Raw genomic sequence first — 14,251 nt, 5'->3', positions numbered from 1 at the left:
CCACGACCGCGACAAAAAAGGCCCGCAGCGAGATTGCTCGCTGCGGGCCATGCGCTCTTATGCGATCGAGGCGTCAGAACTTCATTTGGGCCATCATCGTGAACGAGCGGCCACGCGGATCGGCAACGCGGGGTTCCCACGAACTGCCGGCGCCGGTGTTGCTGTCGTAAGTGACGGCGAACGGCGGGTCGGTGTTGAACACGTTCTTCACACCGGCGGTGATGCGGAAGCGTTCATCGACATCGACCGAGACCGATGCGTTGTAAACGATGTAGGCCTTCACCCGCTCGTTATAATCGGGGCGGGTCACCGAACCGTTTTCGATGCCGGGCAGCGCCTGATTTTCATATCCGTCGCGATAGATCTGCGAGAAGTTCAGCGAGACGTTGTCCTTGGTGTAGTTGATCCACGCATTGTGTTTCCACTTCAGGCCAAGGTCGCCGGAGAAGGTGAACACCCCGATCAGGCTGTCGCCATACGGTGCCGAGGGAAGGAATTTTTCCTTCTTCTTGAGCAGATAGGTTCCATCCATCCCAACGGACAGCGTGCCGCCGCCCACATCCGCACCGCCGCGCAGCGAGATTTCCAGACCTTCGGTGCGGCGCGAACCGATGTTGTCGGCCCGCAGATCGACCTGCGTGATGATCCCGTTGGTGCGGGTCACGCGTTCAGGGAAGTAGGCGATATTGTCGAGCAGCTGCGTCAGTGTCAGCGCGCCGATGGTATCGTCCACTGCGATCGACCAGTAATCGACCGATGCACTGAAATAGCGCGACGGTGTCAGAACGACGCCGAACGAATACTGCTTCGACGTTTCCGGGCCGAGGTTGAGGTTGCCCCCGGTCAGCGTGTCGGGCGTGATCGCTTCGCAACCCGGATCCGAACTGACCGCACCACCCGGACAGGTCGTGGGATCGACCAGCGTGTTGCCCGGATTGGGGCTTTCGGTCACGCCGTTGAAGATCTGGTTGAAGTTCGGCACGCGGAAACCGGTGTTGTACGATCCGCGGAACATCAGCCAGTCGGTCGGCGTGAACTTGGCGGTGAACTTCGGATTGAAGGTCGTGCCAAAACCGCTGTAATCGTCGAGGCGGCCTGCGGCGGTCACTTCGAGCATGTCGAACACCGGGATCAGCAGTTCGCCATACACCGCCTTCACCGTGCGGCTGGCTTCTTTCAGCGCGTTGACGTTGTCGAACGCGACGTTGAAGATTTCCGGCTGATCCAGTTCCGCCTCTGGCGACCCGTTGAAGCTGTAGGCTTCGCGGCGATAATCGACGCCTGCCGCCAGCTTGACCGCACCGGCGGGGAGCTGGAACAGCGAGCCGGAGACCGACGCATCGAACTGCCACACGTCGTACTTGCCGCCGTAGAGGACAGTGCCGTCAGCCGACACGGCCTTGAGCGCGGCGAGCGCTTCGGGTGTCTGGTAGATCGAGAACGGGTTGATGATCCCGCTGTTCAGCAGGCCGATGATGCCCGGATCGGTCGCGCCCGGCGCAGTGGGTGCACGCGGATCGGGCGAACCGCGCACGGCCCCCGGAACGCCCGACGAGTTGGCCCGGTCAGTCGACGAGAACACGCCGCGATACGAATAGCCCGAACCGAGCACAGAGGTGGCTTCGCTCTGCGCGTAAGAACCGCCCGCGCGGTAATCCCAGTCGCCGCCGATCGGCCCTTCGATGAAGGCGCCCGCGCGGAACGTCTTGGTATTGGTCTTGTATTCACGTGGCCCGCAGACCGTGCAGCGCCAGCGATAGGCAATCGGTTTGCCATAGTTCTGGGCGATATCCGGGAATACCTCGACCAGCTGATTGTAGATTTCGTTGTAGGTATCTTCGGTCAGCGGATTGAGCGGATAATACAGCGGTGTCGTGCTGGTGTTTCCGGCATACTGGTTGCTGGAAAACTGCTTCGACGAATCCGCGTCCGATCCGGTCACTTCGAACGACAACTGGTGCTGCCCCAGCGCAACCGTGGCGCGGCCGTAATAGGTCAGCGTTTCCAGCGGCTGCTGCAGGATCGCGGCGCGGCCGGTATCCCATGCACAGGCGTAATAGGCGGAATCGTTGGCCCACAGTTCGTGATCGTAAGCCATGCCGCCATCGAACGAATCGCACCCTGCGCCGCCCGGCAGATCGAGCACGTTGATCCCGCCGTTGGCGTTGATCGTGGTGCCCGGAATGGTCAGGTCCGCCCCGCTCAGCAAGCTGCCGTTGGGGGCGAAGAACGCATTGGCACCGTTGGCCATCATCGTGGCAATCGGGGTGCCGCGGGTATCGACTGACAGGCCGCGATTGGGCTGATTGCCGTTCACGAAGTCGCGATCCGAACCGCGCAGGATTCCGTTCCAGCTCTTGCTGACGGAGGCCATGATGTTGAAACCCTGTTCGGCCAGATTGCCATAGCCGACCGTGCCCGACAGGCGATAGATCGGGCTGTCGCCTTCCTGCGTGATGTCGGTGAAGCCGGTCAGATCGACCCCTTCGAAATCGGTCCGGGTGATGAAGTTGATCACCCCGCCGACAGCGTCGGTGCCATAGAGCGCCGATGCGCCGTCTTTCAGCACTTCGACCCGTTCCAGCGCCGCGAACGGAATCTGGTTCACGTCAACCGCCGAACCGGTCAGACCGTGTGCGGCGACGCGGCGGCCATTGAGCAGCACCAGAGTGGACGATGCGCCCTGACCGCGCAGGTTGGCGGCGGACAGGCCATTGGTGCCGCGCTGGGCACCGCTGGTCACGTCGCTGTTCGATGCCAGGTTATCGGCACCGTTGCCGTTGGTCGACAGGAAGGAGATCAGCTGTTCAGGGCTGTTAATCCCTTCGCGGGTCAGATCTTTCGTGGTGATGACCTGCAGTGGCAGCGAACTCTTGGTCGGATCCTGCTTGATGCGCGATCCGGTGACGATAATGGCGGTCTGGCCCGGCGATGTTACCTGATCGGCTGGGGCGCTGGTGACTGAAGTGCCCTCGTCAGCGGTCTGGTCCTGCGCTGCTGCCGCAGTCGGCATCGCGGCCAGCGCGCCCATCGCGCAGCCGATGGTCAGAACGGTCTTTATGGAAACGGCTCGCATTGATGAAACCCCCCTGTTGGAATTGTGTTACCCCTCCCTTGCATTTAAAGGGCGTTTGTAAGGCAGAGCACCATAGTTTCCTTTGTGGCTGCTATAACCTAATGGAATTGTCCAGCGGGGGAGGCTTGCCTCGCACACATTTCGTTACCGATATGCGGCAATTCGGTTACAGGGGAATGGCCGCAATGGGGATGTGTGCGTGACAGTGATTGCAGGTGCCGCAGAGGCAGGCGAAAAAGCGAAAGTGCCCGGGCGGCTGCTCGGCCTCTACCTGCTCCTCGGCTTTTCCGCAGGGCTGCCGTTTTACATGTTCAATGCCGTGCTCACGTTGCGGCTGGCGAAACATGGGGTCGATATTGCGATCATCGGGTTTTTCGCCTGGGTCGCGCTGTTGCCGACGTTCAAATTCCTGTGGGCGCCACTGCTGGAAAAATGGGATGCGCCGGGCTTCTCCCGGTTCTGGGGCAAGCGGCGCGGTTGGATCATGCTGGCGCAACTGGGCATTTTTACCGCGATGATCGGTATGGCCGCGACCAGCGACGATACCAGTCTGCCGCTTACGGCGCTGTTCGCTGTGACGCTGGCGTTCTGGACCACGACGCTGGAAATCGCCGCCGATGGCTGGCGGATCGAACTGGCCCCGTCGCAATCGGAACAGGGGCCGGTGGTGGCCGCGAACCTGTGGGGATACCGCAGCGCAATGGTCGCCGCAGGCAGCGGGGCCGCGCTGATCGCAGCGCGGGCCGACTGGACATGGGCCTATCTGGCGATTGCCGCTGCGGCCTTCGCGCCGTTTCCGATCCTTGCTGCGATGCGTGGGGAGGCGGACGCGCGCGGCGGGCGCTGGGCATCGCTGGCCAGCGGCGTCGTCGCCAGCGGAATTATCGCTGCGCTGGTAACAGTGGCCACTGCGGCCATCGGCTGGGTCGCATTACGCAGCGTGGCGGCGGCGGGGGTCGATTCCGACAGCAATATCACCCCGTTCGTGCTGGTGGTGTGCATGTTGCCGTTCATCGCGCTGGCCTTCGCGCTGCCGCGTATCCGCAAGATGGGGGCCGATGCGCCCTGGCGTCGGTCCCCCGTGGCGGGGCCGTATGTCGATATCTTCTGGCGCTATGGCTATGCCACGCTGGCGGTGCTGGCATTTGTGTCGCTCTACCGGGTGGGCGATGTGCTGGCGCTGACGCTGTCGCACCCGTTGTGGAACGAACGCGGTTACTCGCTCGATCAGATCGGGATTGCCGATGGCGCGGTGGCCTTGCCCGCCAGTATGCTGGGCGTGGCGATTGGCGGATGGATCGCGGCGAAGTGGCGGCTGGGGCCGGCGCTGGCGGCGGGCGCGGTGGTCGCGGCGCTGGGCAACTGGGTCTATGTCTGGCTGTGGTGGACCCCGCCCGCAGGATGGGTGCTCTATGCCTCGGTCGCGCTCGATCAGTTCGGCAACGGTCTGGCGGGCACAGTGTTCGTGGTTTATCTCTCGATGCTGGTGAACCCGCGTTATCCGGCGGCGCAATATGCCTTCCTGTCCGGCTTCGCCTTCCTGCTGGCCCGCTTGCTGGCGGGGGCTTCGGGTACAATGCAGAAGGCGGTCGGGTACGACGGTTTCTTCCTGTTCGCCGGGTTTGTGACCGTGGTCGCCGTGGTGCTGATCCCGTTCGTGACGCGCGTTGCCGCGCGCGAACCGGATGAAGAGGTCATTACCCCGGAAAGCGTGTTCGGCGCATGATCGAACGGATTGCCCAACGCGCCTTCGCCCCCGCTGCACAGGCGGTGGCCAATAGGCACATACCCGGCGCGACGCTGGGCGTCGTCACTGCCGACGGGCAGCGGGCCGTGCGGCTGGCCGGATGCGCCGCGACAGAGCCGGAGCGGCAGGCGCTGACCCGCGATCACTGGTTCGATCTGGCGTCGGTGTCCAAAGTGATCGCCACTGCCACGATGATCCTGCGGCTGGCGGACGAAGGGCGGGTCGACCTCGACCGCCCGCTGACCGACGCGATCCCCGACTTGCGGCAATACGATCCACTCGGCGCGGCGGAGCGCAGGCTGACCTTCCGCGACTGTCTGGCGCATCGCACGCATCTGCCTGCGGTGGAGCCGATCTATACTTATGGCGATGATCCGGCGCGGCTGCGCGCATTCGTGTTGCAGCGCGAATGGCGCGCGGGGCCGCCGGTCTATTCCGACATCAACTTCATTCTGCTGGGCATCGCTATCGAACGGATAACGGGTGCGTCGCTGGCCGAGTGGTCGCTGGGCGACGGGCTGGCATTCGGCCCGCCGCCCGGCCCGACGGTGGCGACAGAACGGTGCATGTGGCGGGACCGGGTCTTGCAGGGCGAAGTGCACGATGAAAACGCCTTCGCGCTGGGCGGCGCGGCGGGCCATGCCGGGTTGTTCGGTACAGTCGATGGCGTGCTCGATTTCGCGCGCGGGCTGCTCGATGGCAGCGGGGCCAGTGCGGCGATGCTGGCGGCGATGCGCGAACGTTGCAACGGCGACCGGACCTGCGGCTGGGAACGGCGCTTCGCCGGGTGGCCGGGGGGCGATGCCTGTTCGGATGAAACCATCGGCCACACCGGCTTTACCGGCACCGGCCTGTGGGTCGATTTCGAACGCGGGCTCAGCTGGACACTGCTGACCAACCGTGTCCACCCCACGCGCCACGGTGCGACGGAGATTTTCAGACTGCGCCCCGCCACCGGCGACGCGCTGATCGCTGCCTTTGATAGTGGCGGGGAGAGCTGAGGCCGCGTTATTTCGCCTGCGCGGCGATCCAGTCATCCATATACCGGTCGAGCATGGCCAGCGGCATCGGCCCGCCGTCGATCAGGGCATCGTGGAATGCGCGGATATCGAATTTGGGCCCCAGCGCCCGTTCCGCGCGGGTGCGGATTTCACGGATGCGTAGCTCCCCGATCTTGTAAGCCAGCGCCTGACCGGGCTGGCTGATATAGCGGTTGGTTTCGAACTCCACCATCGCGGGGCTGAGCGCGGTGTTCTGCGCCAGACATTCGCGCGCCCGTTCGCGCGACCAGCGCATCCAGTGGATGCCGGTATCCATCACCAGTCGGCACGCGCGATACATTTCGAACGACAGGCGGCCGAACCGCTCTTTCTCGGTGTGGTAGAGGCCCATTTCTTCCGCCAGCCCTTCGGCATACAGCGCCCAGCCTTCGATCAGTGCGGTGACCCGTGCCTCGCGCCGGAATTCAGGCAAGTCCTCGTTTTCCTGCGTCCGCGAAATCTGGAAATGATGGCCTGGCACCCCTTCGTGGATGACCCATGCGGGCAACTGGTACAGTGGCGATTTGGTCGCGTCGCGGTGCGACATCATGATGCTGCCCGGTACGCCTTTTTCCAGCGACCCGCGCAGATAGATATTGGCGGTGCCTTCCTGCGCCGGTGTTTTGAATAACGGGCCCCAGGTCAAACGGGGCAGTTTGCCGAACCATCGCGGAATCGCGCGGTCTGCGCGTTTCGACACTTCGGATGCCTTTTCCATGTAATCTTCGGGGCTGGCCGCAAAGTTGGCGGGATCGGCGCGCAGCGCGTCGTTGAATTCAGCGATAGTGCCGGTGAAGCCGGTCGATCGCGCGATCGCTTCCATTTCGCCCCTGATGCGCGCGACTTCGCTTTCCCCGATGGCGTGGATCTGTTCCGGGGTGAGATCGGTCGTGGTGAACTTGCGGATCAGATAGGGATAGAATTCTTCTCCACCGGGCAGATCGCGCGCGGCCAGCGTGGAACGTGCAGCAGGCCGGTATTCCTCGCGCATGAACTTCACCGCGGCGCGTTGCGCGGGGCGCACTTTCTCCGCGATCAGGCGCACCGCTTCGGTCCGCAACCGCGCCTGATCCGTCGGGGCGATAGAGGGCGGCAGGCTGGCGAAAGGTTTCAGCAGGGCATCGTCGGCCACCGGCGTATCCACCGCCGCCTGCAACGGGCGCAGCATTTCATCCACGATCAGGCCCGGCTGCGTGAACCCGTCTTTCAGCCCGCGCCGCATATTGGCGATGTGCGCGGTATAGAAGTCGGGGGCACTGGCCAGCCGCGCCAGCCAGTTATCGGCATCGGCCCGATTGCGGATCGTGGTGGTGTTGGCCACATTGCCGGGGATGCGGAAGAAACCCTGACCGTTGGAAAACGGCATCCGGCTTTGATCGAACGGGAACGCCGCCAGATCGCTTTCCAGCATATAACGCAACATCGCACGGTCGAACTGCCGGTTGACATCGTCGGTCGGCGGCAAGTTGTCGAGCTGGGTCAGCAACGTTTGCAGGCGGCGCTGCTTTTCTTCCTGTGCCACGGGCGAGATGTCCGGCCAGTCGGGCGCGATGCCGGGTTCGCTGCGGTCCTGCACGTGCGTATATTCGTGCGCGATGGAATCAAGAGACGGTTCCGCAGTGGTGCGGCCCAAAGCAGGGGTCGACACAAGGCAGATCGCCAAGGCTACACCGCACAGATGGCCGAAATGTATGGCTTTCAAAGCTTTCATGGCGTTGTACCCTCCCTGTTTCCCGTTCGATGCGACGGCTGGCGCTGCGGTGCTGTAGAATGGGGCCTGAGCCTAAGCAGCCCCGATATGGCGCAGATATGCTGCACTTATCGCGGCGGTAACCGGCCCGGTCTGCCCATCGCCGATAGTCCGCCCGTCGATAACGCTGACCGGTGTGATGCCGCCCAAAGTGCCGGTCAGGAAGGCTTCGTCGGCGGAGTAGGTTTCCGCAAGTGTGAAGTCCTTTTGCCGAACCACGCCCATGCCATCTTCATACAGAGCGATGGTTTTGGCGCGGGTAATGCCATTGAAGCAGCATGCACCGGTGGAGGTCCACAGTTCCTGCCCGCGCACGATGAAGAAGTTAGTGGAATTGCAGCTTGCCACAAAGCCACGCTGATCCAGCATCAGGGCTTCGTCGCAATTGGCATTGATCGCCTGAATCAGAGCCTGAATGAAGTTGAGCCTGCTGTGAGAGTTAAGCCGCAGGTCGAATACATCGGGGGTGCTGCAGCGGATAGTCGATGTCAGCAGCCGCAGGCCGGTTTTCTCGCTCAGTGGACGGCAGGCCTTGTATTCGGCAACTACCACGATCGTCGGCGGGCCCGCAGTGAACCGGGGATCCTGATTCGGGGTCCGTTTTTTGCCCCGCGTAATCATCAGCCGGATATGCACCCCGTCGTGCATGTCGTTTTCCGCCAATGTGTCGCGGATGATCTGTTCCACGCCTTTCCGATCAAGGCCGATGTCGAGCTGGATCGCCCGTGCCCCTTCGAACAGGCGGTCGAGGTGTGCGTCCAGCTCCACCAGATTACCGCGCACGAGACGCACCCCTTCCCAAACCCCATCGCCCAGAATGAAGCCAGCATCGAAAATCGACACTGTCGCTGAGTTGCGGGTGTGGAACTGTCCGTTCACATAAATGCGAACGTCGTCGTTGCGCGGGTCGCCAACATATCCCTGCGCGCTGGCGATATCGGTCGGAAAAGAATTTTCCGAATTGGCAGAGCCCGTCATTGCTCCAGCCCCTTAGTGGTGAACATCATTGATGCCAGCTATTGAATCAATGGTTGATTGTCAACAATCGACTTGATATTCCCGGTTGTAGGCAAATTTTTGCTGCGGGGGGGCAAGATGACGCATTCTTCCAATAAAGGCGGTGTCTGCAGAATGGCGCGACTGGTCGCCACGATGCTGTTTGCTGCGCTGTTTCCAAGCGCCCTGGCACTGGCGCAAACCGAGCCGGGGGAGGGCGGGGGAGATCCTGTCCAGATCGCTCCGCAGCATTCGGAAATGGTGGTTCGCAACGCCATGCTGATCGACGGGTCGGGGGCTCCGCTGCGGGGGAAAGTGGACATATATGTTCGCGGCGGGATCATCACCGAAATCCGCGATTCGACCCCGATCCTTTCCAGCACCGGACTGGCTCTGGAAAAGCAGGGTGGAACCGATTTCGATGGGTTAACGATCGATGCAGAGGGCCGGTTTGTGATGCCGGGCATCATCGATACGCACGCCCACCTCTATCCGCCCACTCCGCGCGCGTTCATTTACAAGCTGTTCCTCGCTCACGGGGTGACCAGCTTGCGGAATCTCGATGGGAATTTCGGTGAAGGGACCACGGTGCCCGAAGGGTTCCTGTCGGAAAAGAAACGGATCGCCGCCGGGCAGGTGGTCGCTCCGCGCATGTGGGTTTATCCCTTCCTGCCGGATTCGGTGCGTACCGCCGATCAGGTTCCGGCGCTGGTGAAGCGTTGGCACGAACTGGGTGTGGACGGGATCAAACTCGTCAGAGTGGGCAACCAGTATCCCGACATGGTGCGTGCGCTTGGCCGCGAAACCGAACGATACGGGATGGGGCTGGCGATCCATATCCCGCAAAGCGCGTCGCCCGGTGTGAACGCTCTGGTCGCGGTGAACGGTGGAGCGACCACCGTCGAACACCACTATGGCTATCCCGAACTGGCTCTGCCGCACACGACGATCCCTGTCATGCCGCTGTCGTATAACTACGATGACGAACGGCAGCGCTTCCGCGAGACGCTCGCCATCTGGAACCAGACCGACATGGACAGATTGCTGAGCGAAGTCGCACCCGAACTGGCGCAGGCCAGCCGGGACGGGCGGTTCACGATGAACCCGACGATGGTGGTTTATGAAAAGCAGCGCGACTTTACCCGTGCGGCCAATGTCCCCTGGCTCGATCGCTATACGCGGCCCGGCGATCTGCACCGCTGGCGCACGCCCGATCCCAGCCGCCACGGGGCGATCTTCGACCGGTGGACGAGCAATGACGAGGCGTCAGCAGCACAGCCTATCGCAACTGGATGCGCTTTATCCGCGAATATGTGCGGCAAGGCGGGCATGTCTCGGTCGGTTCGGACTCGGGCGGTCCGTTCCAGCTTTACGGGTTCCAGACGGTTCGCGAGCTGGAACTGCTGCTGGAAGCTGGACTGACCCCGCTGGAAGTGGTGCGGGCGGCGACCCAGAACGGCGCGCGGGTTCTGCAACAACCCCGGATGGGTGTGCTGCGGCCCGGATTTGTTGCCGACATGGTGATCCTCGATGAAAATCCGCTGGAGGATTTCAAAGTGCTGATCGGGCGTGGACCGGTCGATAAGGCGACCGGCCGGCCGCAACGCCGCAGCCGCATTCGTGCGGTTATCGTAGACGGGCGGATCTACGATCCTGATCGCTTGCTGGCGGACGTGGAGAATATTGTTTCCGCCGAACGGCGCGGCGACGGTTCGTGATGGAGGCGCCCGAAAAAGCGATAAGCGGCGTCTCTACCTCCATCGTCGCGGCGTTTGCCAATTCTGCCGATGGCGGCAATCCGGCCGGGGTGTGCATTTTGCCGCGCCCCATTCCCGATACGTATATGCAGGCCATCGCGACCGGGCTGGGGCAACCGGAGACGGCATTCCTGTTCGCAGATGGCGACCGATGGATCATCCGTTGGTTTTCCCCGCTGAAGGAAGTCGATCTATGCGGCCACGCCACGCTGGCGGCGGCGCATGTGCTGTGGCAATCTGCGGCGGGCCTGCGTGGCGATACGATTGCCTTTCGGACAAATGACGGCGCTGACATTACGGCCCGGCGCGAATCCGATGGTATGATCTGGCTGGAATTCGCCGCTATTCAGGGCGCGCACGAAACGGTTCCCGCCCCGCTTGCCGAATGTGTCGGGATGGAATGGATTGCAGCGTCCCGTTTTGGTGGGCGCTGGCTGCTCGAATGTGCCAGTGCGGCGGCGGTTCGGGCCGCGCGGCCGGACTTTGGGGCGCTTGTCGCAATGGGGGTGCGGTCGCTGATCGTGACGGCACCCTCGGATATGCCTGGCTATCATATCGTCTCGCGCAACTTTGCCCCGATTGTGGGGGTGGACGAAGATCAGGCCACTGGCACGGCCCATGTCTGTCTCGCGCCATACTGGCTCCCCCGGCTCGGCGGGAATCTGATGTGCTGGCAGGCGTCCCGACGCGGAGGAGCGATTGCGACCCGCCATCTCGGCAACCGTGTCGCAGTGGGCGGATTCGCAACTACGATCACCCCCTTCGCCGGTTCGCCCATGATGGCAGGCGCCTGCTCGTGAGCGCCGGAACGACAAAAGGCTTGCCAGCAAGAAGCTTTTTCATACAATGTTGATTGTTGACAATATTGATGGGTTATGGGTTCTCACGCTTGACGTAATCAGGGGGTAAGCATGGCAATTCTCGATTTGATCGCCGACTATCGACGTTCCCGCATCGTATTGGGGGTGGGGGCATCACTGATTGCGCTGACCGCTGCCGCGCCTTCGTTTGCACAAGAGGGAGCAAACGATGAACCAATCGTCGTCACCGGAACCCGGCTCCAGCGCGCCGACCTGACTGCGACCAGTCCGGTCAGCGTTGTTTCCGAAGATCAGATCCGGCTTTCGGGCAACGGCACGATCGAACAAACACTCAACGAACTGCCGCAGCTCAAGGCGCAGGGAGGGGCGACGGCGGGCAATACCAATGCCGCGGGCATATACACGGCGGACATGCGCGGGCTGGGCGCATCACGAACGCTGGTGCTGGTCAATGGCCGACGGTTTGTGCCGGTCAATCCCGATCTCCTCGTCGATCTTTCGACAATTCCCGAAGCTTTGGTGAAGCGGGTCGAAGTGGTAACCGGCGGGGCATCGGCAGTCTATGGTTCCGATGCCGTAGCCGGTGTCGTGAACTTCATTCTCGACGACAAGTTTGAAGGGATCGAAGCCGATTACAGCTTCGCCGTGACCGAGCGGGGCGATGGGCAGCGGCACAAAGCGAGCGTGACGCTCGGCGGCAATTTTGCCGACAATCGCGGAAACGTCGCCGCCAGCCTTGCTTATCACCGCCAGTCTGCGATCTCGGCGGGGGACCGCGAATTCTCGCGAACCGCGCTGGTCGAATCCGGCGATGAACTGGTGCCCGGCGGGGCCACTCAGATTCCGGGCAGTTATCTCGGGCTGTCATCCGCTCAGCGCGAACGTCTGGTCGGAGTCGATCTGGCCGGGGCCAATTGTTCGGTGACCGGGGTGCGTTTCGATTCAACCGGAGCGGCACAACCGTTCTGCAACCCCGAAGACCTTTATAACTTCGGCAGTGATAACCTGCTGATGCGCCCGCAGGAACGCTACCAGCTGACAGTGATCGGGCATTACGATCTGACGGATTCGATCACAGCTTATGCCGAAGGGTATTTCGTCGATAACCTCAACAGCTATCAGATCGCGCCGGTGGCGTTTCGCGCTCAGAACGGGCGGTCAGGGCAACTGGAAATTCCGGGGGCGGCAACCAATCCGGCGTTGTCGGTCGCCACGCGCGAATTCCTGTCTGCCAATGCGTGGCTGTTCGATCCCGATGGCGATGGCACTTATACGCTGACCAACGTGTTGACCCGGCCAATCGAACTCGGCCCGCGTTCCTACGATTTTCGCCGTAAATCGTATCAGGGCACGCTGGGGCTGAAAGGCAAATTCGCTGTCGGCCAGCGGGATTGGGCCTGGGATGCCTATTACTCGCATCAGTCGGTCAGCCAGTTTCGGGCGGCTTATGGCACGGTTTCCAAAGACAGACTTGCCCTGGGGCTGGATGTGGTGATCGATCCCGACACGGGCGACGCGGTGTGCCGGACCCAGACGATGGGTTGCGTGCCCGTGAATATTTTCGGCGTCGGTTCGGTGTCACCCGAAGCGGCGGCATTTATCAGCCCCGCCGCGACCGATACCACCGAAGTAACCCGCGATCTTGCCGCGGCCACCATCAGCGGGAGCTTGTTCGATTTGCCCGCAGGGCCAGTCGCGGTCGCGTTCGGGATCGAATATCGCAAGGAAAGCTTCACCTTCAAACCCGATGCTCAGGTGGCGGCGGGTCAGCTTTCCGCCAATGTGCCCAATCCGCCCAACAGCGGCGATGTCGATGTGTTCGAACAGTATGGGGAGATCCGCATCCCCTTGCTGGCGGATCGCCCTTTCTTTCACGACCTGTCGCTGGAAGGGGCGGTCCGCTTTTCCCATTATTCGTCGATCGGCTCTACATTTGCGTATAAGCTGGGTGGGCAATGGGGCATCACCCCCTGGCTTCGTTTGCGCGGAGCCTACCAGCAATCGGTGCGAGCGCCGAGCCTGTCGGACCTGTTTGCCAATGCCAGTTCCGGCTCTTCGTCGGGCACCGATCCGTGCGATTACAGGCGCGCGCCGTCGGCGGCGGCGAAGGCTTTCTGTGTCGCGCAGGGTATTCCCGCTGCCGATATCGACACATTTGTGCAGGTCGGCACGAATGTGAACGTGATGGGCGGTGGCAACCCCAATCTTCAGGAAGAGAATTCCGATACATACACGGTCGGCATCGTCCTGACGCCGCCGTTTGCCCGGCGGCTGAACATCACTGCGGATTTTTACGATATCGCAGTCGATAATGCGATTTCGAACGTTTCGGCTCAGGCGACGATCGATCAGTGTTTTCAGGCTCTCGATCTGAACGATCCGTTCTGTCAGCGAGTGTCGCGCTTCCCCAATGGCGATATTGCGACGATTCAGACCACGCTGATGAACGTCGCCAGCCGCAAGGTGCGCGGGATCGATTTTCAGATCGATTACCATCTGCCGCTGCAAGGCGGGCTGTCGCTGTTTGGCGATACCGGCAGCCTTGTGTTCCGGTTTGCCGGCAATCGCCAGTTCGACGATACGACCGTTCCCCTGCCGGGTAGCGAGCCGATTGCCTGTTCGGGCCGGTTCGGTCCGGGCTGCACCGGGGCGGGTTCGTGGATTTCGCAGGCGTTCAAGGCTCAGGTTGCCGCGACATATTCCAGCGGCCCGTTGAGCGTTACGGCGCGTGGGCGCTATCTCAGCCCGATAACTCTGCGCGAAGGGCAGACCGCCTATCGCGACCATTTCCCGGCAGAGAGCTATTTCGATCTCGCGTTGCGGGTGGAACTGACCAACAGCCTCTCGCTCTACGGCGGTGTGAACAACCTCTTCGACAACGCCCCTCCGCTGCTGGGAACGCGGTTGGGCGGTCCGGTCAATACCGCGGAGGCGACTTACGATGTGCTGGGTCGCAGGTATTTCGCGGGGATCAACGTCAAATTTTGATCCTTGCCCGGCCTTCCCCCGACGTGCCGCATCTGCTGCAAGCCGGGGTAAGGCTGCCGCTCGAAGGTCGGCTTAC

The 14,251-nt window shown here is 62.2% G+C and carries 9 protein-coding genes; 6 read left to right on the top strand and 3 right to left on the bottom strand.

Annotated features, from left to right (window positions below; all coding sequences use genetic code 11):
- Positions 1 to 73 precede the first annotated feature (73 nt).
- On the bottom strand, positions 74 to 3,076 hold the full coding sequence (locus D6858_RS04185) for a TonB-dependent receptor domain-containing protein (RefSeq protein ID WP_120107443.1): 3,003 nt from the start codon (positions 3,074 to 3,076) through the stop codon (positions 74 to 76).
- A gap of 199 nt (positions 3,077 to 3,275) precedes the next feature.
- Here D6858_RS04185 and D6858_RS04180 point away from each other — a divergent pair, with 199 nt between their 5' ends.
- Together D6858_RS04180 and D6858_RS04175 are read left to right on the top strand one after the other, a co-directional pair.
- Positions 3,276 to 4,802: an MFS transporter gene (locus D6858_RS04180; protein ID WP_240623688.1), complete on the top strand. Its 1,527-nt coding sequence runs from the start codon at positions 3,276 to 3,278 to the stop codon at positions 4,800 to 4,802.
- Entirely contained in the window at positions 4,799 to 5,824 is a 1,026-nt protein-coding gene (locus tag D6858_RS04175; RefSeq protein ID WP_120107441.1) for a serine hydrolase domain-containing protein, read from the top strand. Before D6858_RS04180 ends, D6858_RS04175 begins: the two co-directional genes overlap by 4 nt.
- 7 nt (positions 5,825 to 5,831) lie before the next feature.
- Here D6858_RS04175 and D6858_RS04170 read toward each other — a convergent pair whose 3' ends face one another.
- Together D6858_RS04170 and D6858_RS04165 are read right to left on the bottom strand one after the other, a co-directional pair.
- Positions 5,832 to 7,574, bottom strand: coding sequence for a DUF885 domain-containing protein (locus D6858_RS04170; RefSeq protein ID WP_120107439.1), 1,743 nt, complete (start codon positions 7,572 to 7,574; stop codon positions 5,832 to 5,834).
- Between the two features lie 72 nt (positions 7,575 to 7,646).
- Positions 7,647 to 8,591: an aminotransferase class IV gene (locus tag D6858_RS04165; RefSeq protein WP_120107437.1), complete on the bottom strand. Its 945-nt coding sequence runs from the start codon at positions 8,589 to 8,591 to the stop codon at positions 7,647 to 7,649.
- 153 nt (positions 8,592 to 8,744) lie between these two features.
- Here D6858_RS04165 and D6858_RS16070 point away from each other — a divergent pair, with 153 nt between their 5' ends.
- The 4 genes from D6858_RS16070 to D6858_RS04150 all read left to right on the top strand — a co-directional run bounded on the left by D6858_RS16070 (position 8,745) and on the right by D6858_RS04150 (position 14,175).
- Positions 8,745 to 10,031 (top strand): amidohydrolase family protein, encoded by a 1,287-nt coding sequence (locus tag D6858_RS16070; RefSeq protein WP_240623687.1) that lies wholly within the window; start codon positions 8,745 to 8,747, stop codon positions 10,029 to 10,031.
- Positions 9,923 to 10,327 carry an amidohydrolase family protein gene (locus D6858_RS04160; protein WP_240623705.1) on the top strand — a complete coding sequence of 135 codons (405 nt, stop codon included), beginning with the start codon at positions 9,923 to 9,925 and terminating at the stop codon, positions 10,325 to 10,327. The genes D6858_RS16070 and D6858_RS04160 overlap by 109 nt, the downstream gene beginning before the upstream one ends.
- Positions 10,327 to 11,166 carry a PhzF family phenazine biosynthesis protein gene (locus tag D6858_RS04155; RefSeq protein WP_120107433.1) on the top strand — a complete coding sequence of 280 codons (840 nt, stop codon included), beginning with the start codon at positions 10,327 to 10,329 and terminating at the stop codon, positions 11,164 to 11,166. Before D6858_RS04160 ends, D6858_RS04155 begins: the two co-directional genes overlap by 1 nt.
- 111 nt (positions 11,167 to 11,277) lie before the next feature.
- Positions 11,278 to 14,175 (top strand): TonB-dependent receptor domain-containing protein, encoded by a 2,898-nt coding sequence (locus D6858_RS04150; RefSeq protein ID WP_120107431.1) that lies wholly within the window; start codon positions 11,278 to 11,280, stop codon positions 14,173 to 14,175.
- Positions 14,176 to 14,251 lie beyond the last annotated feature (76 nt).

Origin of the sequence: Tsuneonella suprasediminis, from assembly GCF_003605755.1 — a bacterium.
Lineage (GTDB): Bacteria > Pseudomonadota > Alphaproteobacteria > Sphingomonadales > Sphingomonadaceae > Tsuneonella > Tsuneonella suprasediminis.
The sequence above is the reverse complement of the archived record's forward strand: the minus strand, read 5'-3'. Positions and strand labels throughout refer to the sequence as shown.